Source organism: Nesterenkonia sp. NBAIMH1, from assembly GCF_007922635.1.
Classification (GTDB): domain Bacteria; phylum Actinomycetota; class Actinomycetes; order Actinomycetales; family Micrococcaceae; genus Nesterenkonia; species Nesterenkonia pannonica.
Genome location: NZ_CP042335.1, coordinates 335,621 through 359,217, shown reverse-complemented (window position 1 = coordinate 359,217; position 23,597 = coordinate 335,621). Strand labels below are relative to the sequence as shown.

At 68.3% G+C, this 23,597-nt stretch carries 18 protein-coding genes; 13 read left to right on the top strand and 5 right to left on the bottom strand.

The features are described 5' to 3' along the window. Positions 1 to 59: 59 nt before the first annotated feature. Genes FS388_RS13170 through FS388_RS01615 form a run of 4 tightly spaced genes read left to right on the top strand, consistent with a single transcriptional unit; the run spans position 60 to position 6,112 of the window. Positions 60 to 644 carry a WhiB family transcriptional regulator gene (locus FS388_RS13170; protein ID WP_146339076.1) on the top strand — a complete coding sequence of 195 codons (585 nt, stop codon included), beginning with the start codon at positions 60 to 62 and terminating at the stop codon, positions 642 to 644. Then, positions 590 to 4,120 (top strand): hypothetical protein, encoded by a 3,531-nt coding sequence (locus tag FS388_RS01625; protein ID WP_146339074.1) that lies wholly within the window; start codon positions 590 to 592, stop codon positions 4,118 to 4,120. The genes FS388_RS13170 and FS388_RS01625 overlap by 55 nt, the downstream gene beginning before the upstream one ends. Further along, positions 4,117 to 5,679, top strand: a complete 1,563-nt coding sequence (locus FS388_RS01620; protein ID WP_146339072.1) for a DUF5719 family protein — start codon at positions 4,117 to 4,119, stop codon at positions 5,677 to 5,679. Before FS388_RS01625 ends, FS388_RS01620 begins: the two co-directional genes overlap by 4 nt. A 22-nt stretch (positions 5,680 to 5,701) precedes the next feature. Then, positions 5,702 to 6,112: a DUF3499 domain-containing protein gene (locus FS388_RS01615; protein ID WP_210410216.1), complete on the top strand. Its 411-nt coding sequence runs from the start codon at positions 5,702 to 5,704 to the stop codon at positions 6,110 to 6,112. Positions 6,113 to 6,124: 12 nt separating this feature from the next. Here FS388_RS01615 and FS388_RS01610 read toward each other — a convergent pair whose 3' ends face one another. Beyond that, positions 6,125 to 6,934 (bottom strand): RDD family protein, encoded by an 810-nt coding sequence (locus FS388_RS01610; RefSeq protein WP_168198557.1) that lies wholly within the window; start codon positions 6,932 to 6,934, stop codon positions 6,125 to 6,127. Between FS388_RS01610 and FS388_RS01605 the strand changes: the two genes are divergently transcribed. Beyond that, entirely contained in the window at positions 6,933 to 7,943 is a 1,011-nt protein-coding gene (locus FS388_RS01605; RefSeq protein ID WP_246836260.1) for a stage II sporulation protein M, read from the top strand. The two genes, FS388_RS01610 and FS388_RS01605, sit on opposite strands and share 2 nt — an antisense overlap. Positions 7,944 to 8,026: 83 nt before the next feature. Next, positions 8,027 to 9,460, top strand: a complete 1,434-nt coding sequence (locus FS388_RS01600) for a DUF1461 domain-containing protein (protein ID WP_146339067.1) — start codon at positions 8,027 to 8,029, stop codon at positions 9,458 to 9,460. Between the two features lie 70 nt (positions 9,461 to 9,530). On the opposite strand, the gene FS388_RS01595 is transcribed toward FS388_RS01600, so the two are convergent. Together FS388_RS01595 and FS388_RS01590 are read right to left on the bottom strand one after the other, a co-directional pair. Beyond that, the gene (locus FS388_RS01595) at positions 9,531 to 10,157 is read right to left on the bottom strand and encodes an NUDIX domain-containing protein (protein WP_146339065.1); all 627 of its coding nucleotides are present in this window, start codon (positions 10,155 to 10,157) and stop codon (positions 9,531 to 9,533) included. 23 nt (positions 10,158 to 10,180) lie between these two features. Then, positions 10,181 to 12,568: an ATP-dependent DNA ligase gene (locus FS388_RS01590; protein WP_146339063.1), complete on the bottom strand. Its 2,388-nt coding sequence runs from the start codon at positions 12,566 to 12,568 to the stop codon at positions 10,181 to 10,183. A 105-nt stretch (positions 12,569 to 12,673) separates the two neighbouring features. On the opposite strand from FS388_RS01590, the gene FS388_RS01585 reads away from it, so the two are divergent. Together FS388_RS01585 and FS388_RS01580 are read left to right on the top strand one after the other, a co-directional pair. Continuing rightward, positions 12,674 to 13,738, top strand: a complete 1,065-nt coding sequence (locus tag FS388_RS01585) for a PPK2 family polyphosphate kinase (protein ID WP_146339061.1) — start codon at positions 12,674 to 12,676, stop codon at positions 13,736 to 13,738. A gap of 146 nt (positions 13,739 to 13,884) precedes the next feature. Continuing rightward, positions 13,885 to 14,709: a Ku protein gene (locus FS388_RS01580; RefSeq protein WP_146339059.1), complete on the top strand. Its 825-nt coding sequence runs from the start codon at positions 13,885 to 13,887 to the stop codon at positions 14,707 to 14,709. Positions 14,710 to 14,754: 45 nt separating this feature from the next. Here the strand turns inward: FS388_RS01580 and FS388_RS01575 are convergent, their stop codons facing one another. Together FS388_RS01575 and FS388_RS01570 are read right to left on the bottom strand one after the other, a co-directional pair. Next, the gene (locus FS388_RS01575; RefSeq protein ID WP_146339057.1) at positions 14,755 to 15,546 is read right to left on the bottom strand and encodes an alpha/beta fold hydrolase; all 792 of its coding nucleotides are present in this window, start codon (positions 15,544 to 15,546) and stop codon (positions 14,755 to 14,757) included. 4 nt (positions 15,547 to 15,550) lie between these two features. Then, entirely contained in the window at positions 15,551 to 16,207 is a 657-nt protein-coding gene (locus FS388_RS01570; protein ID WP_146339055.1) for a VOC family protein, read from the bottom strand. Positions 16,208 to 16,322: 115 nt separating this feature from the next. Here FS388_RS01570 and FS388_RS01565 point away from each other — a divergent pair, with 115 nt between their 5' ends. The 5 genes from FS388_RS01565 to FS388_RS01545 are packed head-to-tail and all read left to right on the top strand — an operon-like array spanning position 16,323 to position 23,552. After that, complete coding sequence (locus tag FS388_RS01565; protein WP_146339053.1) at positions 16,323 to 17,192, top strand: SURF1 family cytochrome oxidase biogenesis protein; 870 nt, start codon at positions 16,323 to 16,325, stop codon at positions 17,190 to 17,192. Then, positions 17,185 to 17,715, top strand: coding sequence for a DUF3817 domain-containing protein (locus FS388_RS01560; RefSeq protein WP_146339051.1), 531 nt, complete (start codon positions 17,185 to 17,187; stop codon positions 17,713 to 17,715). The genes FS388_RS01565 and FS388_RS01560 overlap by 8 nt, the downstream gene beginning before the upstream one ends. A 52-nt stretch (positions 17,716 to 17,767) precedes the next feature. Then, positions 17,768 to 19,369: a glutamine-hydrolyzing GMP synthase gene (gene guaA, locus FS388_RS01555; protein WP_146339049.1), complete on the top strand. Its 1,602-nt coding sequence runs from the start codon at positions 17,768 to 17,770 to the stop codon at positions 19,367 to 19,369. A gap of 47 nt (positions 19,370 to 19,416) precedes the next feature. Beyond that, positions 19,417 to 23,352, top strand: coding sequence for a DUF4011 domain-containing protein (locus FS388_RS01550; protein WP_146339047.1), 3,936 nt, complete (start codon positions 19,417 to 19,419; stop codon positions 23,350 to 23,352). Continuing rightward, complete coding sequence (locus tag FS388_RS01545; RefSeq protein ID WP_146339045.1) at positions 23,349 to 23,552, top strand: hypothetical protein; 204 nt, start codon at positions 23,349 to 23,351, stop codon at positions 23,550 to 23,552. The genes FS388_RS01550 and FS388_RS01545 overlap by 4 nt, the downstream gene beginning before the upstream one ends. Positions 23,553 to 23,597: the final 45 nt, after the last annotated feature.

Sequence of the window (23,597 nt, the reverse complement as noted above, 5' to 3'; positions counted from 1 at the left end):
GAGGCAAGCGAACGCAGCAGTGCGACAGGATTGACGACTTTGGGGGAGGCCCGCACCGTATGGGGAAGGCACAGCACGCAGCCGAGCTGAAGACCGGCGAAACCGAAGGTGAGTCAGCGGCGCGGCACCGTGGGCTGGATATCCCTCACGATTGGTTCATAGACCCGGCTGATCCGTCGGCAGCGGATCGCATGGAGCACGGCGCCTCGATCGAGGATCAGGCGACGGCATACCTGCGAGCGGCGGAAGCCCTCGAGAAGGCAGTCGAGGAAGAGGTCGAGACCAAGGTGACCTCGCTCGACGAGGCCCCGTCCCGACGCTCATTCGTTCCGACGTCCGCGCCCCGGGAGCTGCCAGGCGATGCAGAGAGCCAGCGGCTCACGGTGGGGATGCCCAGCCTTCTGCCCACGGAGCAGGTGGAGGGGGAGCTCGCATGGCAGGTCGATGCGCTGTGCGCGCAGACCGACCCGGAGGCCTTCTTCCCTGAGAAGGGCGGCTCCACCAGAGACGCCAAGAAGATCTGCGGCGCCTGCACCGTCAAGCAGGAATGTCTCGACTATGCCCTGGCCAATGACGAACGATTCGGCATTTGGGGGGGTCTCTCCGAGCGGGAACGCCGCAAGCTGAAGAAGCGGAGAGCCTGATCAGCCCCTCCGGCGGTCTCAGCATTGCTGCCGTCATCCTCTTCGACGACGGGGAGGAATCTGACCCTGGGCCGCTCAGAGCCCTGCGGGACGCGGTGGAGCATCAGACACGTCGCCCCGATTCCGTGGTGGAGCTCCATGGCTCAGGCTATTCGGGTGTCCAGGACCTGAGTCGATCCCTGCGTTCGGGGCTCATCGACGATCGCCGCGCTGCGAAGCAGTCGGTGACGACTGACCCGGGCGGAGTCCAGCAGAGCCCCCTGTGGCGCAGGCTCGAACGAGGCTTGGGCGAAGGATTCGCCCCCCGGTACCAGTGGCTGTGGATCCTCCCCGTCGGCAGCGTCCCTCATCCGGATGCGCTCCGGGAGCTGGAGAGGCGACTCCTGGTCTGGGAGGACACGCGGCATGGCGGAGGAGAGAGCGTCCCTCCCGTCGAGATCGTGGGAGCGAAGCAGCTGCACGCCGGCTTCGCAGAGGACCGCATCTCAGATGTGGGGCTGCATGCGGCGCCCAACGGTGAGGTGCTCAGCCTCACCGAGCCCCTGGAGCTTGATCAGGGCCAGTACGACGGCCGCGATGCGGTGCCTGCAGTGTCCGGCTCGGGAATGCTCGTCTCCGCCGGGCTCTTCGGAGATCTCGGAGGATTTGATCCTGGGCTCTCGCCCGAATACTCGACCGCAAGGTTCTGCGCCAGGGCGCGCGAGGTGGGGGCTCAGGCGGCTGTTGCCCCGCGCGCCCGCATGTACCAGGACCAGCCGCCTCAGCGAGAGGCTGTCCACCGGCTCGGCGGAGGACTGTGGCTGCCCGCGGAGCAGCGCCGTGCGCAGATCATGTCCCGCCTCGCAGATGCTCACCTTCTTGCCGTGCTGCCGCTGTGGCTCGGGCAGTGGGTGCTGGCTCTGCTGCGGTGCCTGGCCCTCATCAGCTGCAAAGCGCCGGCCGCAGGGTTCAGCCAGCTCGGCGCCTCGGCATCCGCACTTCTCCGCCTCCCGCTGATCGGCCACCTGCGCCGGTTCAGGCGCTCGGGCCGAAAGGCGGCGCAGGCTCATCGTGCCCGCGCAGAGCGTCCTCGGCTGCCTCCGCAGACGCTCTCCCGCAGGCAGCTGAGCGTCCAGCGAGGCCGTGACGTCACTGCCGAGACGCTGGCGCCTCAGGTCAGACGCGGGACGGGCTCGGGGAGCCACGAGGACCTCGCTGAGGGTCAGAGCCTCTTCGACGTGGGCGCGCAGGGCGGCGAGTTCGATGAGATGCCGGCTCGCCCGTCCGAGGACAGGCTGGGCCTGTTCGTGGTCCTGACAGCGCTCACGGGAGTTTCGCTCATCGGCAGCCGGGAGCTGCTGACGGCAGGGTCGCTCGGCGGCGGCGCAAGCCTTCCGGTCTCGGTGAGCATCGCTGAGACGTGGCAGCACGCCACCAGCTTCCTGGCAGCGGACTCCCTGGGCGAACGGTCTGCGGCCGACCCGTTCTCGGCGGTCCTGCTGCTCATTTCCCTGGTGTCCTTCGGACATGCCTCCGGCGTCCTGCTCTGGATCGTCATTCTCAGCGCACCGCTCAGCGCGGCGACCGCCTGGTGGGCGGCTGGGCTCGTCAGCAGGCGAGCGTTCCACCGAATGCTCGCCGCGCTCATCTGGGCCCTGGCCCCCGCCCTGCAGATCGCCGGGGACCAGGGACGCATAGGCGCTGTGGTGGCTCACATTGTGCTTCCCGCTGCGGTCGTTCTGGGGGTGCGCGCTCTGCAGCGCCGCCGTGCCGGGGGGTCCGGTCTGGAGTCGGCAGCTGGTGCGGCGCTTCTGCTGGCGGTGGTCTGCGCAGCTGCTCCCGTTCTGCTCATCCTGACCGTCGTCGTCTGCTTCGCGGCGGGACTCATGCGCAGCAGGGGTGCTCGCACTGCGTGGCTGCTGCCGCTTCCCGCGCTTGCTCTCTTCGGGCCGATGCTCGTCTCCGCGCTGGATCGAGGATCCAATCTCGCAGCAGTTCTGCTCGCTGAGCCGGGCCGGACCGTATCGCCCGATGCTGCGGGAGAGTCCGCTCCGCTGTGGCAGCAGCTGCTCGGCCACTCACAGGCGTTCGACCCGGCTGCGGGGCTGCCCGGCGCAGTGCCCGGGCCGGCCTCGTGGCTGCCAGCATTCCTCGAAGGTGATTTCTGGGCGCTGCGGCTCGCGCTGCTCATGGGTGCGCCGCTGCTCGCGGTTGCGGCCATTGCTCTGGTCGCAGCCCCCGCGCGACGTGTGCTGCTGCCGGCCGGGCTTTCAGCGCTCGCTGCGCTGCTGCTCTCAGCAGCCGCCTCGAGGCTCACGGCAGGAGCAGCAGGCAGCGAGCTCGTCGCAGCCCATACAGGGCCTCTGGTCTCCGCGACGCTGCTGTGCCTCACCCTGTGCGCACTCATGGCCCTGCGGACCGCGACGGCCGCGGGCGCCAGCGGCAGCTTCCTCCCCGTCGCCTCCACGCTGCTGGTGCTCGGCGTCTTCGCGGCAGCAGTCCTATGGGCCGCCCCGAGGCTCCTGCCGGCCGCCGAGCTCTCAGACCGCACCATCACGGCCGTGCACCACGAGCCTGTGCTCGTTGATCGCGGCAGTCTGCGCGACATCCCCGCCTCCGCCGCAGATCAGGGAACAGGCCCCCAGCAGCTCCGCACTCTCATTCTGGGCAGCTCAGACGGAATGGTGGAGGCCGAGCTGACGGCAGGGCGGGGCCGCACCCTCGATGCTCACCGCACCCCTGTGTCAGTGGACGGCCTGCCCCTCTTCGTCGCATCCGACAGCGCAGAGGCTGAGCTCGACGCTCCGGACGAGCGCACCGCAGAGCTCGTCGGAGCCCTCCTGACCCCCGGAAGCGAGAGGGTCGGATCTCTGATGCAGGAGCTTGCCATCGGGCACATTCTCATCCCGGACGGGGACGAGACGCTCACCGGAGCTGCCGAGACGGCCCAGGGGCTGGTGAGCGTGGGGATGACAGACCGGGGTCCCCTCTGGCGGGCCGAGGAGCAGATTTCGTGGGCGCGGATCGTGACAGCGGACGGGTCAGTCCTCGCGCAGATTCCCGGCGACCGGCACCGGGTGCAGACACGCATCTCAGAGGACTACTGGATCTCCGAAGCAGATGCGCAGGAGGAGATGTTCCTTGAGCTCTCCGTCGAACGCGCCCGGGGATGGAACGCCCAGCTCGACGGTGAGCCCTTGACCGCGGCCACAGAGGGCTCCACGGGCGCGGAGCAGCTTCCCTGGATGCGCCGCTTTCACCTGCCGCAGGACGCTGCTGCCGAGGAGCTCACCGGCAGCTCGCTGACCGTGGGCCACCGATCGGCCCTTCAGCTTCCGATCCTGGTCTTCGTGGGCACTCTGCTGGTGCTGGTTGTGCTGATCGCTCTGCCGCTGCCCCGCAGCTGGCGCCTTCTGCCGATCGCCTCGCGGGAGCAGCTGCACGCCGGGTCGAGCCGTCAGGGTCCCCTCGACCCACGCGCTGGGGACGACCCATGAGCCGGGTGGCACGCCGGCTGCGCCGACAGCGTCGCGACGCCCGCCGCGCTGCGCGCAGGGAGAGGCGCAGCCCCGCTCCGGGGCAGGACGCTCAGCACCCCGTCGAACCAGGGGACTCATCGGCCGCGCCGCGGACGACCTCCGCCCGGCATGCCGCTGCGCCGCAGGCGCCGCGGGGAGCGTCCGGGGGGCTCGCGCTCACCGTCGGACTCGCCATCGCCGCACTCGGTGCGGGATCAGCGGCATGGAGCGTCTTCTCCACGGAGGACCGCGACACGGGGACAGCACCCGTTCAGACCGTCGAGACCAACTACGGAGGTCAGCCGGAGCTCTGCCCCGCTGCCCCTGAGGGAGTGAGCGCTGAGAGGGTGCGTCTCGAGTCCGGCGGCGAGGACGTCCTGACCGCCACCATCCAGCAGGCCGACGAGGGGGAGTCCGCCGGGGTCGCGTCATCGCCCTGCGCACGCCCTCAGCGCAGCCAGCTCTTCATGGGTCCCGAGACCGGGAGCGGGGCCGATTCGGTCCTGACCGTCACCAACCCGTATGACCGTCCCGCCACCGTTGAGGTCGTCACGTTCGGCGCAGAGGGGGACCGGGGAGCGTTGGGCTCGACGACCGTCCTGGTGCCGTCCGAGGAGGAGCGAGAGGTCAGCATGTCCGCGCTGGCCGAAGGCGACGAGCCCTTCGTCGTCGAGGTCACCGCGTCAGGGGCGCCCGTGGCCTCGAGCCTGCGCTCGTCGAGAGCATCCGGCAGCACCAGCCAGGGTGCGGAGCTCCTGCCCGCCCAATCTGCTCCTGAGGCCGCCCACACTTTCGCCGGGGTTCCTATGCCGGAGGCAGGGGCCGAGACCGAACCCGCTGAGCTGTGGCTCTACGCTCCCGCATCGGACGCGCCGGGTGAGCTCACCGTCGAGCTTCAGGTCTTCGGGCCCGACGGTCAGGTGATCCTGGAGACGCCCGGAGTGCTCACCCAGCAGCAGGGAGCACTCGGTGTGGTGAGCATCGAGGGGATCGAAGACGCAGGAGTCTATGACGTGCTGGTGAGGACGTCGGTGCAGTCCGGAGCTGACCGGGACCCCGTCCCCAGCTACGCGGCAGTGCGCACCGCGGGGGACGCCCAAGAGGTGGTGACGGTGGTCGAGCAGGAGCCGGTGGTCGAGTGGGATCCCGTGACCGGGCTGCCCACTGAGGTCGACCAGGACCCTGAGGAGGAGACGGCTGCGCCTGCCCCGGACTTCAGCTGGGCGGCGTCCTCTGCCCCGGTGCAGCCCGGAGACCTCATGCCGGCGGAGGCTGATGAGGCTGCGCTGCACCTGTTCAACCCCGGCGAGGAGGATGCGTCGGTGACCCTGGAGAGCGGCGAGCAGGTGGAGGTGCCAGCCCGCTCCTCGACGCAGATCGACCTCGAGACGGGCGGGGACGCGGCGGAGATCGAGCAGACGTCGGGCGAAGTCCACGCCGCGATCATTCTGCGCGACGCCGATGGGCGCTTCAGCGTGCTGGGACGTCCCTCCGTCGAATCCGACCCCTCCAGCGTGCCGGTCACGCTGCGTCGCTGATCCGGGGTCTAGGGTCAGCCGGGTGGATTCTAAGCGACGGTGCAGCAAGAGCGGCTGCGAGGGACCGGCAGCGGCGACCCTGACGTATTCGTATCAGGACTCGACGATCGTCGTCGGGCCGATCAGCCTCTACGCCGAGCCGCACACCTACGATCTGTGCGCTCCGCACGCCGACACGGTGAGCGCACCCCGAGGCTGGGAAGTGCTGCGCCTGGACTACAGGACCGCTCCGTCCCGCGAAGCGCAGCAGGACGGAGACCTCCTGGCGCTCGCCGATGCGGTGCGGGGGCCATCGCGGCAGAGGGCAGCTGCGGACCGCGGTGACGAGAGCGTCCCGCCGGCTCGGCAGAAGCCCGCCCCTCTGACGGCACCCTCCGGTCACCCCGACTCCGCAGAGCCGACGGCCCACCGAGGACACCTGCGCCTCATCTAGCGCATCCGCGCCTCAGGCTCCGATGCGCTCAAGCCTGGCGGCCAGGCGCTGCTGTCGGCCCTGGGCCCTGACCAGCCGCTGATGCTCCCGGTTTCTCCGTTCCGCCATGACAGCCGCGAGGAGCTCCAGGGGCGAGCAGGCCGGCGGCTGGGGCGAGACGTGCTGCCGCACTTCGGCGGCGAGCTCATGCCCCACAGCCTCGAGGGCGCGCATGTTCCGTGCCCGCCCCGACTGCTCCACAGTCCGCAGGAGCCGTCCTGTCTGAACGGCGAGATCCTCCGGCAGACGCCCAATGTCAGCGACCTGTGTCCAGGACGCCATCCTCGGCGGCACAGGCAGCATCATGGGTTGGACTCTCGGGTGACGCGCTGCGATGCCGTAGGTGCCGGCCACGAGGTCGCCGAGGCGTTTGCCCCTGCGTGTAGCCAGGGCGCAGACCACAGAGATCAGACCCATGGTGAAGAGCTCCAGAACGAGGACGAGCCCGCGCAGCAGCGCATGCCGGAACCTGATCGAGCCGCCGTCGTCGCGCACCACGCGGATGCCGAAGACGAACTTGCCCGCTGAGCGTCCGCGCGAGAGCGTCTCCACCGCCACGGGTACGGCCACCAGGCAGAGCAGCGTCACCGCAGTCACCGACGCGACGGCCGCCGCCTCATTCGCGCCGAACGCGGCCCCGAAGGCGCCCAGCAGAATCATCGCCACCAGGAGGAGGAGCCCATAGAGGAGGAGATCCAGCAGAAGAGACGCTCCCCGGGTGATCAGCGAGACCGCGGGCAGGTCCAGGGATACCGCCTCGGAGGTGAGCACACTGCGCCGCATGCACGCTAGCCTAGCGGCCATGGACATCGATGCGTTCCTGCGCGTGCACCACAGCAGCTGGGACCGCTTGGCGGCCCTGGCCCGTCGGCACAGGCTCAGCGCGGAGGAGGCGGATGAGCTTCTGATGCTCTACCGGCGCGCCTCTGTGCACCTGTCGATGGTCCAGGCCTCCGAGCCTGACTCGCCTGCGGCCGCGGAGCTCTCCGCCATCCTGGGGCGAGCCCGGGCGCATCTGACCGGAAGCGGCCCGCCCCCGGTCGCGGCGGCAGCCTATTTCGTGACGCAGAGCCTGCCGGCCGCGCTCTATCGTCTCCGGTGGCTGACCCTGGCCGTCACGGCCGTCTGGCTGGCAGTCGCCATCACCCTGGGGGCATGGACGGCGAACCACCCCCAGCTGGACCTGCTTCAGCCGCTGGAGCAGAGGCAGGCGTACGCCCAGGACGAGTTCGTCAACTACTACTATGAGCATCCCAACTCCGCCTTCGCATCCCAGGTGTGGACGAACAACGCATGGATTGCGGTGCAGTGCGTGGCATTCGGGGTGACGGGGGTCTACCCGGCGTTCGTCCTGATGGTCAACGCCGTGGGAGTGGGCATGGCCGGCGGCGTGATGCATGAGCAGGGGGCTGCCGCCGACTTCTGGGTGTACATCCTTCCCCACGGGCTGCTGGAGCTGACCGCGGTGTTCGTGGCCGGGGCAGCGGGACTGCGCATCTTCTGGTCATGGGTCGCGCCGGGGAGAATGCGCCGCGCGGACTCTCTGGTCCAAGAGGCCATGCGTCTGATCACCGTGGCGGTGGGCCTGGTGTTCGTGCTTCTGGTCGCAGGAGTCATCGAAGGCTTCGTCACCCCCTCCGACCTTCCCTACTGGCTTCGCATCGCCATAGGGGTGCTCGCCCTCGGCGCCTTCTGGGCCTACACGATCATCGTCGGCTCCCGGGCCGCGCGGGCAGGCAGAACGGGCTCCCTGGGGGAGTACGACAGCGGTCATCACCAGCTCACTGCATGATGAGGGAGGCCGCCCCGCCTCCATTTGGGACTCTCCGGGCGTTTTAGGGCCTCAAACACCGCCCGCGCGCTTAGTCTGGAGCCATGAGCCAGAATCCTGACGAGCAGCGGCATCACGACGCGGCAGACGACGACTTCGAGTCCGGGCTGGACTACGGGGCATTCGCCGCGGACGAGCCCGACTTCCCTGAGGACCGCCTCGACTCGGGACAGCCAGAGGCCGGCTCCCCGGCATCTGAGCGTGCGGACGAGCCGCAGGCAGCTTCGGCTGCGCCGACGGGACAGCCGGCCGCAGCGGAGGAGCCGACCCCCGGCGACGGCCCGGCGAAGCCCCAGCGGACCCGGTCCCTCAGCGAGGAGCTTGCTGCGGCCAAGGCGACCACCGGCGAGGACCGGGCCGATGCAGCCTCATCGGCCTCTGCCGATGCGCCGCTGAGCGCGGCCGATGTGTCCTCGCGCCCAGAGACCGAGGCCCCTGATGAGCCCCATCGCGAATCGACATTCCCGGAGGACCGCGACGCAGCGGACGGCGCTGCTGCCGCAGCGCCGGCCGCCGGAGCGTCGGCGGAGCAGACCCGGACCGACGTTCCGGCTCAGTCCGATCCGGGCCGGACCCACCCCACCCACGCAGACGCGCCGGCTGCTGATGAGCCGCATCGTCCTGAGCGGGCCGCAGGCGCGCCGGCCACCACCGCAGCTGCCCGCCCGGCGGACGAAGAGATCACCGATGCGGACATCGATGAAGAGGTGCGCAAGTCCAAGCGCGGCGTCTCCCGCTTCCTGACGGTTCTGATCGCCATCTTCACACCGGTTCTGATCATCGCGGCTGCGGTCAGGTTCGTGGCGTCGCCGCTGTTCCTGTGGGTCACCTACAACCGTCCGGGGTTCCCCTCGGACGGCAGCGCCTGGGGCCTGTCCACCGCAGACCGGGAGCTCTACGGCTCCTACGGCATGGACTACCTGTTCAACATTGCAAGCACGGAATACCTGAGCAATGTGCTCTACGACGGGGAGCAGCTCTTCACCGCCGACGAGGTGGCTCACATGTTCGATGTGAAGCTGGTCGTCTGGTGGATCGTGACGGCCGGGCTGGTCCTGGCACTGCTGGTGCTGCTGTTCCTGCTCATGCTTCGTGCATGGCGGCCGGGCGGATTCGCCCGAGGTCTCTTCGCCGGTGCGTGGGTGACGCTCGCCCTGATCGTGGCCGCAGGTGTCCTCGCGATCCTGGACTGGCAGGCATTCTTCGCCGAGTTCCACCGGGCGGCGTTCTTCTGGACTGACAACCCGTGGTCCTTCGACGGCGCCGAATCCGGCCTGCTGGCCCTCTACCCCAATCAGTTCTGGATCGATGCCGCGATCTGGGGGCTGGCATTCGTGGTGCTGGTCTCGCTGATCATCATCATTGCAACCTGGCCCACCAAGGCCCGTAGGGAACGTCGCGCGGAGCGCCTTGCAGTCGTCCAGGACAGGCGGCGCGAAAAGCTCATCGCGGAGATCAATAAGTCCAACTACGAGTGATCCTCGCCTGAGCGGCGGCTGAAGCGCAGAGAGGCCGGGAGCCCCCACGGGCCCCCGTCCTCTCTGCGCACTACGGCTGGATGCTGCGCGGGTGGCTGCGAAACGGAGCGTCCCAGGGCCGGAGGCTCTGTTTCTGCGAACGGGCGGCCTGCAGCGCGAGGATGCCGGTGACCGCGAGGTTGTTCCGGAGCTCGCCGGTGAGGACGAGCTGAACGGCCTCGTCGAGCGGCACCCACCTGGGCACGATCTCGGCCTCCTCGCCCTGGCGGGCATGGCGATCGGCCTCAGGGACGTCTTCAAGGCCTTGGGCGAGGTAGATGCGGGTCGATTCGTCGCTCATGCCCGGCGTGACGTGCAGGTCAAGCAGGGTCTGCCAGGTATGCGCCCTGATGTCGGCCTCCTCGGCGAGCTCACGGACCGCCGCAGCCTGCATGGACTCTGCGTCGACGTCCAGCAGGCCTGCGGGAAGCTCCCAGAGGAGCTGGCGGACGGGGTGCCGGTACTGACGCAGCAGCAGCAGCTCGTCGTCCTCGTTGAGCGCAAGGACAGCGACGGCGCTGAAGTGTTTGACGTACCCGCGGGTGAGCTCTTCGCCGCCCAGATCGAAGCGGTCTTCGATCACCTCAAAGATGGGCGTCGAAGCCAGGCTTCTGCGGTGGGTCACGGGGTAGTCGGCGTCGGAATCCTTGATCTCCATGGGGTCAGCCTATGCTTCGGCGCTCAGCGCAGGCCCCGCCATGCGGCGTGGCGGAGACGTCCGTCCTGTGTGAATCCCGCGTGGGACGCTTCGGCGCGGAGGGTGGGGGTCACCCACACTGCGTCCGCGCTGTCCTCGGCAGGCACATCCTCGAGGGGCGGCGTCTTGCGGGTAAGGCCGTTCAGCGTGGTCCTGAGCCGCTTCAGCTCACTGTTCGAGAAGCCGGTGCCCACTCGCCCGGCGTATACGAGGTCCCCGTCATCGTTCTTCACTGCGACCAGCAGAGAGCTGAAGGTGGAGCTCCGACTCCCTGCACCTCTGCGGAAGCCGACGACGACCAGGTCGGCGTGCTGGGCGTGCTTCAGCTTCACCCACCCTTCGGAGCGCCGACCGGCGTCGTACGCATCCTGGATGCGCTTGGCCACGACTCCCTCGAGCTTCAGCTCCTGGGAGACCTCCATGGCGTGGGACAGGTCCTCGCCCAGGTCGTCGGGCCGCTGCACGTGCCGTGTCGGACTGAGCACCTGAGCCAGCAGCTCTCGGCGTCGTGCGTACGTCTCTCCCTGGAGGTCGCCGTGCTTCGTCGTATGAAGGAGGTCGAATGCCATGTAATGCACGGGGTTGCCTCGGGCGGCGCGTTCGACCTCCCGCGGCGCGGTGAGCTTTCCGCGCTTCTGCAGCCGTCCGAAGTCGGGACGGTCGCGGCTGTTCAGGGCGACCACCTCTCCGTCCAGGACGGTGCCGACCGGGGCTGCCTCGGCCAGCTCCTCCAATTCGGGGAACGTGGAGGTCATGTCATGGCCGTTTCGGCTGCGCAGCTGGACCTCACCCGATTCGTCGACGGCGGCGATGACCCGGTACCCGTCCCACTTCGCTTCGAACACCCAGCCTTCGCCCCTGATGTCGGAGGGCTTGCCGAGGGAGGCGAGCATGGGGGAGGGGAGCGGCCGGGGAAAGGGTGCCGGCTCAGCGCGACGGTGCTTCTCCGGAGACTCGCGGCTTTTTTTCCCGTCCTTCGAGGGCTGATCCTTGGTGAGCCGCATGATCCACTGGTCGTCGTCCTTCCCCTTGCCGGTTTTCACCAGCGCGTACCGACGAGGAGTCCCGCCCAGACCGCCGTCGGGCTCTCCGCGGAGCACGAAGACGACCTTCCCGGGCTCCCACTTCTCGATCTGCGCCGTCCCGCGGTCCCAGATCGTCATCTCACCGGCACCGTACTGGCCCTTGGGTATGGTCCCCTCGAACTCGGCGTACTCGATGGGGTGGTCCTCGGTCTGGACTGCGAGCCGCTGGGCTCCCTGCTTCAGCGGCGGGGCCTTGGGAACGGCCCAGGAGACCAGTGCGCCGCCGTGCTCCACGCGGGTGTCGAAGTGCAGCCGACGAGCGTGATGCTCCTGAATGACGAAGATCGGGTCTCCGGTGCGCGGCTCGGGGCGCGCCTCGGGAACCGGCTCGGGGGTCCTGTCGGCGCTGCGCATCGAGCGGTATGCGGTGAGCGTGTCCTCCGGTGCCCCCGCGGAGCCTGTCGCGAACTCCTCCATGGGGTCGAGTCCGCGCTCCAGGCGGTCCATCACGTCGTGGAGGTCTAGGTGCCTCAGCTCAGGGTCCTCCAGCTCGTCCCAGGTGCGGGGCGCGGCCACCCACGGACGCTCGCGGCCGCGCAGCGAATAGGGGGCCACTGTGGTCTTGTTCGCATTGTTCTGAGACCAGTCGATGAGAACCCTGCCGCTGCGCTTGGCCTTGGGCATCTCGGACACGACGTGGTCCGGGTGGTCCTTCTCCAGGGCCTTGGCCAGCTCCTTCGCGACCTCTGAGACCTGCGCTGACGTGTAGGCCCCATCCAGTGCAGCGTAGAGGTGGATGCCCTTGGACCCTGAGGTGACCGGCACGGAGGGGAGCCCCATGGAGTCGAGAAGGTCTCGGCACCATCGGGCCACCTGGGCGCACTCCGCCAGTGCGGCGCCGGACCCGGGATCCAAGTCCAGCACGAGTCGATCCGGGTTGATGCTGCCGGGAGGCTGAGGCTCATCCGCTCCCTCATCAGCCCGCCACTGGGGGACGTGGAGCTCCAGTGCGGCGACCTGCGCGAACCAGGCCAGCACCGCCGCAGAGTCTGCCAGGGGGTAGGTGTTCACGTGGTCGGAGTGCTGCACGTCGACCGCCCTGACCCACTCGGGTGCGGAGTCCTCCAGGTTCTTCCGGAAGAAGTCCCCGCCCCCGGTGCCGTCCGGCCATCGTTTGCGGGTCACGGGCCGTCCGGCCAGCAGGGGAAGCATGGCCGGGGCGACCGCATGGTAGTACTCCAGCACCTCAGCTTTGGTCGTGCCGTCCTCCGGGTAGAGGACTTTGTCGAGGCTTGTGACGCGCAGCTGACCTCCGTCCACGCTGACGGTCTGTCGGCCCGTGGCCATCGGCTGCCTCCCAGGCGGTTTCCAGAGTTCAGGGACGAAGTGTCTAGCCCAGAGTGGGATTCTCACCTGAGCGTCTACTGAGAATAAGCAAGGAATGAGGTCGACATGCCAGTCAGCGAGTCTGCGCTGCACGCAGAGCTCACGGGAGTCCGTGGGCCGCGTGCGCACAAAGGTCAGCCATTCGCCGAGGATCCGCGCGACCTCTGGAGACCCGGTCAGTACAGCACCCCCTTCGATCTGGCTGAGGTGCCGACCCGTCGGCGCAGAGGCTTTGAGGGCGGCAAATCCTCCGGAAAGAAGCTCCTGGATCAGCGCGGCGAGCTGCTGGCCGACCTGCAGGAGCTGCTGTGGGCCCATGTGGCAGCCGCCCCGGAGGAGGAGCGCCGTGCCGTGGAGAAGGGCATAGCGGCGCGGGTGAAGCGGCGCAGCTCGAAGGAGGCCAAGCGGCGCGAGAAGCTGTTCGCCCCAGACGTCGAGAAGGCGCTCGAGGCCGTGGAGCGCGGACCTCGGGTCCTGCTGGTGCTCCAAGGAATGGACTCCTCGGGCAAGGGCGGGATGGTCTCCTCCGTCGCAGGGGCGATGGACCCGCTGGGCGTCGACGTCGCCGCGTTCGGCAGGCCGACGCAGGAGGAGACCCGTCAGCACTACCTCGAAAGGATCATCGCGGCACTTCCGGAGCCCGGCCACGTCGGAGTGTTCGACCGCTCCCACTACGAGGACGTCCTCGTTCCGGCAGTGAGCGGAACTCTGGGCGAGGAGGACCTGGAGGGGCGCACGGAGGCGCTGCAGCTCTTCGAGCAGGAGCTCGTCCGCCGCGGATTCGTCATCGTCAAGGTGATGCTGCACATCTCGGCGGATGAGCAGCTCGAGCGCCTGCTCTCTCGACTGGACCGTGAGCACAAGCACTGGAAGTACGACCCCTCTGACGCTGATGCCCGAACGCAGTTCCAGACGTACCAGGATGTCTACGCGCAGCTCATTGAGGCCACTGATGCCGATCACGCTCCTTGGCACGTGATCGGCGCGGACCGCAAGTGGTACTCGAGGCTTGCTGTGCAGGAGCTGCTGATCGCCGCGCTCGCCGACCTCGGCCTGAAGTGGCCCGCGGCGGACTACGACGTCGAGAGCGAGCGCCGTCGGCTCAAGCAGACGAAGGGCTCTGCCCCCTGATCCGGGACGGCGAGCATGCCGGCAGGTCTGAGCGGGGACGGTCGGCAGGGCTGTTCAGCGTCGGCCCACGGATCCTCCACTGAGCATCAAGGTGCCGGTGCCATTCTTCCTAAGATTTCTGACGTGATGATGAAGGAGCTGCTCCGGTGCGTGCGATCTGGTCTGGTGAGGTCTCATTCGGCCTGGTGTCTGTGCCGGTGAAGCTGTATTCGGCGACGAAGAGCCACGATGTGTCCCTGCACCAGGTGCACGACGCCGACGGCGGGCGCATCCGGTACCAGCGCCGGTGCGAAGTCTGCGACGAGGCGGTGGACTACAAGAACATCGACAAGGCATACGACGACGGTGAGAAGTCGGTGGTCATCACGAAGGATGAGATCTCCGACCTGCCGGCGGACGACTCCAAGGAAATATCGGTCGAGCAGTTTGTGCCCGAGGACCAGATCGACTCGATGGTGCTCGACACGTCGTACTACCTCGAGCCTGCAGGGAAGTCCGCGAAGGCGTACGTTCTCCTTCGACGGACGCTCAATGCGGCTGATCGCGTGGCCGTGGTGACATTCACGCTGCGTTCGAAGACGCGATTGGGCGTCCTGCGCATCCGTGACAGCGTCATCGTGCTCCAGGGTCTGCGCTGGGCGGACGAGCTGCGTGAGCCCGATTTCGACATACCTGACTCCAGGGTGTCGAAGAAGGAGCAGGAGATGGCCGAGTCTCTCGTGGAGAGCTATTCGGAGGACTTCGAGCCGGAGCGGTTCACCGACGAGTATCAGCACCAGCTTCAGACCCTCATCGAGGAGAAGCTCGAGTCAGGTGAGGAGATCGACACCGAGGCGACCTTCGGCGAGACCGATGAGGATGATGATGGCGAGGGCAACGTCGTCGATCTCATGGAGGCCCTGAAGAAGTCCGTGGACGAGCGCCGCCGAACCAGGGAGAAGGGGGCTGAGTCCGAGAAGAAGCGTGCGTAGAGGCTCCGGAGCAGGTGCGCTGCCTGATGGGGCGGGCATCCAGACCTACCGGTCGGCCGTGAGGAAGCCCTTCAGAATCTCAGTGAAGATGTCGGGCTGCTCGGCGTGGACCCAGTGGCCGGCGTCTTTGACCGTGAACAGGCGGGTGCGGGGGAAGAGCTCGCGCATGGCATCACCGTGCTGATCGCTGTCCACATAATCGGACTCCGCCCCGGCGATCCACAGCACCGGGCCGTCGTACTGAGCCTCCATCTGAGGGAACCCTCCTATGGCAGGCAGGGACTCGCGCAGCAGTCTGAGGTTCGGCTTCCACCGGAGCCCGTCGCTGCCGGTGCTCAGGCTCTGCATCAGGAACCCGCGCACCATGTCTTGGGGAATGGGGCCCTTCAGCTGCTCGTCGGCGTCCCTGCGGGACTCCGTCTCGCTGAGGTCGAGCCCGAGCAGCGCGTCGAGAAGATGCTCAAACTCATCCATCTCCGGACGGTCAACCGGCGATATGTCCACGACGGTGAGGCGGCTGATCAGGTCCGGGTGCCGCAGGGCAAGCACCATGGCGGTCTTGCCGCCCATGGAGTGTCCGACCAGGGCCACCGGCCCCTGGGCGGCAATGCCGTCCTTCAGGTGCTCGGCGATCAGATCGGCCTGCTCGACATAGTCGAAGGTCTCGGTCCAGTCCGAGTCCCCATGATTGGGCAGATCGACCAGCACCGACTTCAGCTCCGGGCGGAGACTCTTCGCGATCGTCGAGAAGTTCTTGCCCTGGCCGAAGAGGCCGGGCAGAAACACCACGGGGGCGCCGTCGTCGCCCACCGTCTGGGTGTTCAGGGAGAACGCCATGGGTTCAGAGAGTGACCTCGCCCTTGGGCGTCTGGAAGGTGACGCTCATCAGGCCGGGAGTGCCTGAGGGGGCGACCCATTCCACGTCGACGTCGTCGAAGGGGTCTGCGTCGGGGGAGCCCAGCCAGTCGGCCACACGCTCCCGGGAGCCGGCGATGGAGAGTCGGGTCAGGCGCGCCTCGGGGGAGAGGCCGTCCTTCTCGTATGCGCGGGAGGGGTGCAGGTGGTCAGTGCCGTCGTCCCAGCGCAGGAGATAGGGCACCTGGGGATCAGCGATGAGCCCCTTGATGCCGATCTGCTCCCACGTCAGCTCCTGGCCGTCGGGGAACTTGCGGTTTCCCGGAACGGCTTTGCGTCCCAGGCGCTCCTCGAACGGGGAGAGCTCATCGACGGCGACGCACCATCCCATCCAGCCTCCGCCGACCTGTGACCTGTTGCGGACGGCCTGCCCGAAGGGTGCCTTGTCCGCGCTGGGGTGGTCCAGAACCTGCACAATCTCGAAGTATTGGCAGTTCTCCAGGGGAATGATCGCATTCGTGGTTCCGAACCGGGGGTGAATTCCGCCCTTGACGCGTTCCACGCCCAAAGCCTCGGTGATGGTGGCCACCGTGGCGTCCATCCCGTCGGGTCCAACTGCGTAAGAGACATGATCCAGCCGCATAGGCCCATCTTGGCACCGGGGGCGTGATACCCGAAATCGAGGAGCCGCAGAACGGCGCCGGCCCTTCTTCTACCGCGTGTAGAAGTGAAGGAGCGTGCGCGCGTAGAATCGACGGGTGCTCCACACCGCCCTGCAGCCGAAATGGATCGGAACGCTGATCCTCGCGCTGCTGCTGGCGACCGTCTTTGTGGTCATGTCGGCGTGGCAGTTCGGCGAGTCACGCAGCGAGGACGAGATCGTCAGCACCGAAGAGCTCAACACGCCCGTGGCGCTGACCGAGGTCTACGAGCCCCAGCGCAGCATGACGATCTACGAGGCGGACCGCATCGTCACCCTGGACGGCGAGATCGTCCCCGACACTCAGGCGCTCATCGCCTCCCGCATCCAGGGTGAGCAGGAGGGCTACTGGGTCGTGGCCGCGATGCGCGTGGACGGTGCGCCCGACGGCGAAGTCATACCGCTGGTGCTCGGATGGACCGACGACCCCCAGTGGGCCGCGGAGGCCGACGAGTTTGCGGAGGGGCAGAGCCTCCCAGAGCTGAGCGCCCAGGGGCGCCTGCTGCCGCCCGAGGCGCCGGGCCCCGGTTCGCGCGAGGGCCTGCCGCCCCGCGGCCTTCCGACCCTCTCGACCGCGGAGCTCATCAACCTGTGGGAGGAGGACTCCTACTCCGGCTTCGTGGTCGCCTTCGACATGGAGTTCGCGGGCGACGTCGTGGAGCCCGAGTCGATGGGGCTGGAGCAGGTGTGGGTGGACACCCAGCCGGAGACCTCGAACATCAATTGGCTGAACCTCTTCTACGCCCTGGAATGGACGCTCTTCGCCGGCTTCGCCTTCTTCATGTGGTGGCGACTGGTCAAGGACGCTCATCTTCGGAGGCTCGAGGAGGAGAGGCTCGACCGAGAGTGGGAGGAGAAGTGGCGCGCCGAGCAGCTGGCAGCGCTCCACGCCTCCGAGACATCACAGCAGAAGGACAGCAATGACTGAGCAGCACAGAACTGAGCCGAACGCCGCCGATCTCGGGACCCCGCCGCCTCGGCCCGGCAAGGGGCAGCGCCGCTACCTCGGCACGCACGAGCAGATTCGGAGCGCGTTCAGCTTCTACCGCGTGATGGCCTTCATCACCGGCATCTTCCTGCTCATCATGGTCGCCAAGATACTGATCAGCGGGTCCCTCTTCGGGTGGCACATGTGGCCGGGCTGGGAGATCTACATCGGAGGCACCACTCAGGCCGGCGAGAGCAACAGCATCGGATTCCACCGTCCGGACACTGTGGTCGACGCCCGGTCGGTCTCAACGCTCATCGCCCAGGCCCACGGCGTGGCCTACATCGTGTATCTGGTGGCGGGCTTCCGCCTCTGGTACATGCTGCGGTGGGGAGCAGCCCGCATGCTCCTGATCATCTCCGGCGGGCTCATCCCCTTCTTCAGCTTCTTCGTGGAGCGCAAGGTGGCGAGCCTGGTGACCAAGGATCTTAAGGAGAACCCGGACGCTGTCTCGCGATACTGAGCAGGGCCGTTCCCGGGGGAGCAGCAGGCTCTGCGGACGATAGGATGCGTGGGTGAGTTTCGAGACCCCGGCGCGGGAGCGCGCACAGGATGATGCACAGACAGTTCTGGTCGTCGACTACGGCGCCCAGTATGCCCAGCTGATCGCCCGGAGGGTCCGCGAGGCCCGGGTCTACTCCGAGGTGGTGCCGCACACCCTCTCCGCGGCCGAGATCATTGCCCGAAAGCCATCAGCCGTCATCCTTTCCGGGGGGCCGTCCTCCGTCTACTCCGACGGGGCGCCGGGAGTGGACGAAGATCTCTTCGACGCGGGCATCCCCGTGATGGGCATCTGCTACGGCTTCCAAGCCATGGCGCATGCGTTGGGCGGAGAGGTGGCCCGCACCGGCCAGCGCGAGTACGGCAAGACCGAGGTCCGTGCCACCACGGCCCCCCACGGGCTGCTCTCCGGCACGGATGAGCTTCAGACCACGTGGATGTCCCACGGCGACGCGGTCACCGCGGCGCCCGAAAGCTTCGAGGTGCTGGCCTCCTCCGAGGCCGCGCCGGTCGCGGCCTTCGCCGACGATGAGCGTCGGCTCTACGGCGTCCAATGGCACCCCGAGGTTCGGCACTCCCCGCAGGGGCAGCGCGTCATAGAGAACTTCCTCTACCAGGGCGCAGGACTGACGCCGGAGTGGACGGCCGGGAACATCGTGGAGGAGCAGGTCGCCGCGATCCGCGAGCAGGTCGGCGACGCGAAAGTCATCTGCGGCCTGTCGGGAGGCGTGGACTCCGCCGTCGCCGCGGCCCTGGTGCAGAAGGCCGTAGGGGACCAGCTCACCTGCGTCTTCGTTGACCACGGCCTGCTTCGCGCAGGAGAGGCCGAGCAGGTCGAGCGGGACTTCGTCGCCGCCACCGGAGCCAAGCTGTACGTGGCCGACGAGAAGAAGCGCTTCCTCAGCGCACTGGCCGATGTCAGCGACCCCGAGGAGAAGCGCCGAATCATCGGCCGCGAGTTCATCCGTGCCTTCGAGGAGGCGGAGCGAAACATCCTCGAGGAGGCGCAGGCCGAGGGAGCCAAGGTCGAGTTCCTGGTCCAGGGCACTCTGTACCCCGACGTGGTGGAGTCCGGAGGCGGTGAGGGAGCTGCCAACATCAAGTCCCACCACAATGTCGGCGGCCTCCCCGAGGACCTCCAGTTCAAGCTTGTCGAGCCGCTGCGCGCCCTGTTCAAGGACGAGGTGCGTGCCGTGGGAGCCGCACTGGGCCTGCCGGCAGAGATCGTGCAGCGGCAGCCGTTCCCCGGCCCAGGCTTGGGCATACGCATCGTGGGGGCGGTGACGGAGGAGCGCCTGGAGATCCTTCGGACCGCAGACCTGATCGCCCGGGAGGAGCTGACGGCGGCGGGCCTGGACCAGGACGTCTGGCAGATGCCCGTGGTGCTGCTGGCCGACGTCCGCTCGGTGGGCGTGCAGGGGGACGGGCGCACCTACGGGCACCCGATCGTGCTGCGGCCGGTCAGCTCGGAGGATGCCATGACCGCGGACTGGACCCGTATGCCCTACGACCTCTTGGCCCGCATCTCCAACCGGATCACCAATGAGGTGGAGGAGGTCAACCGAGTAACCCTCGACGTGACCTCGAAGCCCCCGGGGACCATCGAGTGGGAGTGACGGTAGCCTTCCGGACAAAGCGCGTCCGTGTTCGGGAGGAATAGCCGTTGAGCGAAGTCGACGACGTCGTCACCGAGAGTGGCGGTGATGGGGCTGAGGTGCTGAGCTGGATCGAATCCTTCGGCACCGGCACTGAGAACGACACCATGCTGCGATTCACGCCCTCGCAGCACAACGCAGTCGATCTCACCGACGCCAACTCGTCCGGGCTGATGCAGCTGCTGGGCGGGAGGCGCACGAGACTCTCGACCCTGCTGAACGATTCCGCAGTCTTCACCCCCGCGGCGAAGGCCGCGGCCAACATCCGTGCGAAGATCCGCGAGATGCGCGACGACCGCGGCATCGAGACCGGGTACATGGCATGCGGCATCGCCTCGTGGACAGAGCACGACGCCTCGGGCGGGTCCACCTTCACCGCGCCCGTCATGCTCATCCCAGTCACCCTGGGGACGCGAAGCGACAGCGGCGACTACGACCTGCAGTTCACCGGCCCCGCCCGGCTGAACCCAGCCCTGGCTCGTCACATGGCCACCGTCCACGGCGTGGTCCTCAGCCCGGAGGAGTTCTACGCCGCCGGGTACGTCACGGCGCGCTTCGACTACCAGCGCACCTCGGCGCTGCTCCAGAAGACCGTCTCAGCGGCGAGCAGCGACGAGCAGACGCAGGCTGAGGGTCCTGCCGGTGACCTCGAGTCCCTCCAAGTGTGGAACCAGATCTACGTCTCGACATTCGCCGACCTCGCCGACCTCGGCAACCCGCAGACGCTGAGCCTCGACCACCCCGTCATCTCGGCGATGGCCGCCGGTGAGCCCCTCGGCCAGCGGGACGCCGAAGAGGCCCAGGCGGCGATGCCTGCTCCTGACGACCGTGCCCCCGAGACCGAGCGGCTCGTGACCGACGCCGACGCAGACCAGCAGGAGGCGCTGGACGCGATCATGGCCGGCACGTCCGTGGTCGTCTCTGCGCCCCCCGGCACCGGTCAGACCCAGACCGCCGTCAACGCGGCCGCCGGACTGGCCTGGGCCGGCAGACGTGTTCTGGTGGTCGCGGAGCGCACAGGGACGCTGTCGGAGTTCAGCCGGCGCCTCTCCGCCGCCAAGCTGGGAACCTTGGCCGTGCACGTTCCTGCGGCAGCCGACCCCTCAGCGCTGCGGGATCAGGTCATACGAGCCATCAAACGGGCCGAACGAGCCGAGCCCCCTCGCCTCTCGGCGGTGCACAGGAAGCTGACCAGCGCGCGCCACCAGCTGAGAGATCACGTCGCGAGCCTGCACAAGGTCCGTGACCGGTGGAGCTGCTCTCCATACCAGGCCATGCAGGCACTCGCGGCGCTCACCAGCCTGAATCCGGCCCCGGCCACCTCGGTGCGCCTGCGCCGCTCCGTGCTGGACAACACGGTCGAGCGCTCGCCCGCGGCAGTCAAGCTCAAGCGGGCTGCCGAGTTGGGGGCCTTCTCGGAGTCCACGCGCACCAGCCCATGGTTCGACGCCCGTCTGAGCAACCGGCAGGAGACGAAGGACGCGCATGACCTCGTCAAGCACCTGCGCGATGAGCTGCCGGAGCTGAAGGCCCAGATGGAGAATGCGTGCCGCAGCGCAAGCATCCGTATGGGGGATTCGTTCGCGGACTGGCACGCCCAGGTCCTGCTCTTCCAGCAGGTCCAGGAGTCGCTCGGCAAGTTCAGCCATGACGTGTACGCCCGCGACGTGCATGACCTGATCGCGGCGACCGCGCCCGGCTGGTGGAGGCGCCAGCACGGTGTGGAGATGAGCTCCATGAACCGGTCACGGCTGCGCCGGGTCGCCAAGGAGTACATCCGGCCCGGTGTGTCCATCAACGATCTGCACGGCTCACTGGTCGATGTGCAGGCTGAGCGCGAAAGCTGGCTGAAGCACGCCCAAGGAGACTCGCTCCCCAAGGTGCCGCCCAAGCTGGACGCCCTGGTCGACGGCGTGGGGGAGGTGCAGACCCGTCTGCAGAAGCTCGTCTCCGGCTTGGCTCCTGCGGGTGAGGACGAGCAGACTCTCTTCGACCTGCCTGCCGAGGAGCTCTTTGCGACCGTGGAGGCTCTCGCGGAGGACGAGCGGTCCCTGCACACCCTTCCTGAGCGCACGCTTCTCACCGAGCAGCTCCGTGAGCAGGGCTTCGGGGAGCTGATCGACGACTTCGCCTCGCGCGAGGTCGAGTCCGGCCGGGTGGCCGACGAGCTGGAGCTGGCATGGTGGCAGTCCGCACTGGAGGCGATGATCTCCGGCGACGAGTACCTGGCCATGACGGCCGGCGAGAACCTGCGCACCATCGAGGCGGAGTTCGCGGAGGCTGATGCGGCGCACATCGCCACCGGGGCCCAGCGGCTCACCCACGATCTCGCCACGCGGTGGAAGGCAGCCCTCGAGGACCATCCTGAAGAGGCGGGGCAGCTGCGCGGCCTGCTGAAGAACGCAACGCCGTCCGCCGAGTCGCTGCAGCAGATTCCGGCCTCTTTGGTTCAGCCTCTGGTGCCGCTGTGGACGACGTCCCCCCTCGGGCTGGCAGAGCACCTGCCCGCCGGCTCCGCGGACGCACCGGGCTTCGACGCGGTGATCCTCCTCGACGCGGAGACCCTCGCCGTGCCGGCCGCTCTGGGAGCCATCTCCCGCGCCGATCAGGTGGTGGCGTTCGGAGACCCCGTCTCGGGTGCGCCCAAGCCCTTGGCCGTGTCCGCGGACCCCATCGCGCGGGCTGCGGAGGCGCACGTTCCCGGCTCGATCTGCACCGAGCTGGCCAGAGTGCTGCCGGTGCACCGCCTGCGCCAGGTCCATCGAGGCGTCGACCAGGAGCTCACTGCGCTGCTCTCGGACCAGCTCTACGACGGCGACCTCGTGCGGCTGCCCGATGCTTCGCAGCTGACAGGACTCAGCAGGCGCGTATCTGTGGAGCACGTCAGCGCAGCCGCCTCAGGCGGCCGCGAGACGGTGGAGTCGCCCACAGCGGAGGTCAACCGAGTGGTGGACCTCGTCTTCGAACACGTCCGTCGGAATCGAAACCGCTCCCTGGCCGTGGTCACCGGCTCGGCATGGCACGCCCAGCGAGTTGCCGATGCCATCAGGCTGCATCTGGCGAACCATGCCTGGGCATCGTCCTTCTTCGAGCACGGTGCTGCAGGCGTCCCGGGCGGATCCGGCGCCGGGGCAGCAGGCGAAGGCACAGGAGAGAGCTTCGTCGTGGCGCCGGTGGAGCGTGCCCACGCCGTCGTGCGCGACGACGTCATCTTCTCCCTGGGCTTCGGCAGAACGCCCCAGGGCAAGCCGGCAGCAGAGCTCGGCGAGCTCTCCGGACCTCGAGGGCGTGAGTACTTTGCGCAGGCGGTGACACGGGCTCGGGGCCGGCTGACGGTCGTCGTGTCCCTGAGCGCTGACGAGCTCCGCGAGACGGACCTGGACCAGGGCGCGGCCCTGCTTCCTGAGCTGCTGAGCCTGCAGACTGACTCTTCAGAGGCAGCCAGAGGCTCCGATGAGCTCACCGACCCGCTCGTGCTGGACCTGGTGGACCGGATTCGGGCGCGCGGCGGGCGTGTCGAGGACGCGTTCCGCGGGACGATGGACCTGGCCGCCTGTCCGCGAAAGATCTCGCCGGCCGCCCAGGTGACACCGGTGGCGATGATCTCGGACGGCACCGCCGCGTACGCGGCACAGTCCGTCCGCGAGCGTTCTCGGCTGATCCCGCAGCGGTTCCGGAGCCTCGGGTGGGAGTGCATGGTGCTGTGGACCATCGAGGTGTTCTCCGATCCGCGTCGCATCACCGAGTTGGTGGCCGAGAAGGTCGGCCTGTCGTCCGGACCCGAATTCGCAGAGGGCGGGCGTGCCAGACTTCCTCGACTCCGCGCCTCCGCCGGCACCGGCCCGCTGACATTCGGCGGCGCTGCGGATGCGTCGAATTCCTCCAGCCGTGTGCCGCAGCGTCAGTGGCTGAGCCCGCGGCAGCGCGGCAACCTCAGCCGATGACGGGCGATGAGGGCCGGGAGCGGCAGAGGAGGACGGGCCGCGGACGACGTCGCGTCACGGTGCCAGGCACCTCGGGGCAGTCGGAAGCGGCGGAGTCCCAGCCCTGGGTGCCGCTGACGGCAGAAGCGGTCCTGCCTGCGCGGGAGACCGATGAGCGGGCGGAAGCGCTCAAGCGCGAGCGTCCTCCCCACTGGGGCTGAGTCTTCCACCGACTCAGGTGCCGCCGCCTCGGCGCGCCGGTCGCG

Bases quoted from the DNA above. Each gene is read 5' to 3' on its own strand.
- FS388_RS13170 (WP_146339076.1), top strand. From the start codon at position 60: ATGGGGAAGGCACAGCACGCAGCCGAGCTGAAGACCGGCGAAACCGAA.
- FS388_RS01600 (WP_146339067.1), top strand. From the start codon at position 8,027: ATGAGCCAGAATCCTGACGAGCAGCGGCATCACGACGCGGCAGACGAC.
- FS388_RS01560 (WP_146339051.1), top strand. From the start codon at position 17,185: ATGACTGAGCAGCACAGAACTGAGCCGAACGCCGCCGATCTCGGGACC.
- FS388_RS01605 (WP_246836260.1), top strand. From the start codon at position 6,933: ATGCACGCTAGCCTAGCGGCCATGGACATCGATGCGTTCCTGCGCGTG.
- FS388_RS01610 (WP_168198557.1), bottom strand. From the start codon at position 6,934: ATGCGGCGCAGTGTGCTCACCTCCGAGGCGGTATCCCTGGACCTGCCC.
- FS388_RS01620 (WP_146339072.1), top strand. From the start codon at position 4,117: ATGAGCCGGGTGGCACGCCGGCTGCGCCGACAGCGTCGCGACGCCCGC.
- FS388_RS01570 (WP_146339055.1), bottom strand. From the start codon at position 16,207: ATGCGGCTGGATCATGTCTCTTACGCAGTTGGACCCGACGGGATGGAC.
- FS388_RS01590 (WP_146339063.1), bottom strand. From the start codon at position 12,568: ATGGCCACGGGCCGACAGACCGTCAGCGTGGACGGAGGTCAGCTGCGC.
- FS388_RS01585 (WP_146339061.1), top strand. From the start codon at position 12,674: ATGCCAGTCAGCGAGTCTGCGCTGCACGCAGAGCTCACGGGAGTCCGT.
- FS388_RS01595 (WP_146339065.1), bottom strand. From the start codon at position 10,157: ATGGAGATCAAGGATTCCGACGCCGACTACCCCGTGACCCACCGCAGA.
- FS388_RS01575 (WP_146339057.1), bottom strand. From the start codon at position 15,546: ATGGCGTTCTCCCTGAACACCCAGACGGTGGGCGACGACGGCGCCCCC.
- FS388_RS01545 (WP_146339045.1), top strand. From the start codon at position 23,349: ATGACGGGCGATGAGGGCCGGGAGCGGCAGAGGAGGACGGGCCGCGGA.